The organism is Psychroflexus sp. MES1-P1E, from assembly GCF_002836055.1.
Classification (GTDB): Bacteria; Bacteroidota; Bacteroidia; order Flavobacteriales; family Flavobacteriaceae; genus Psychroflexus.
Genome location: NZ_PJBS01000019.1, coordinates 1 through 743 on the forward strand (window position 1 = coordinate 1; position 743 = coordinate 743).

The following is a 743-nucleotide window of genomic DNA, read 5'->3' on the forward strand; positions in this document are numbered from 1 at the left end:
TTTTAAACACAAAATCAACCCTTATTACCATCGGTTCATAAATTAAACCCTTGGATAATACTTAACAGCTTTCCTATTTGAATTACATATCAAAACAATTTTAATACAATAGCTTTAATATAGTATTTAAGGGATGTAGCAAGAGTTGTTTGAAAGACAAAGTGATAACACAATGCTAAGAATAAAAACCATTCAAAAATGGTAGCTTTTAGCCTCGAAACGGCATAATCCAACCATAGGATTACTGTGGAAATTTGTGTTAGAATACTTCAGAAAAACAGTTTAAGTTTTACCTGTTTCCGATGTGCGTAATACAAGAAAAACAGAAAATAAAATATAAAAGTAGTACTTTATATTATACTCGGAATTGCTATAATAGTTATTGGATTTTTTGTCTGGTTTTTTTTTCTTCAAGTGCCTGAATTAAATATCCCTAAAAATTCAAGTGAAAAAGGAAAAATAGTTTTGATTGACAATTGGTTAGAAAAACTAAATTCTGAAAGGAAATTTATTGGCAAAATTCTAATAACGAAAAATGGAAAGCCAACTTTGGAAAAAACATATGGCTTCACCAATTCAAAGAAAACAAAACAGCTAAATAATAATTCTTCATTTCGTCTTGCTTCAATCTCAAAACAGTTTACTGCAAGTCTAATAATGCTATTAAAAGAGAAATAATCGATTAATAAAAACTTCTATAAAACAGGTTTTTAGAGCATATAAGACTGAGCTATTAGATGTCA

Annotated in this window: 1 protein-coding gene; it reads left to right on the forward strand. The window is 28.0% G+C overall.

What is annotated here, in order from left to right:
* Positions 1–414 precede the first annotated feature (414 nt).
* The gene (locus tag CXF67_RS00140; RefSeq protein ID WP_102086924.1) at positions 415–678 is read left to right on the forward strand and encodes a serine hydrolase; all 264 of its coding nucleotides are present in this window, start codon (positions 415–417) and stop codon (positions 676–678) included.
* Positions 679–743: the final 65 nt, after the last annotated feature.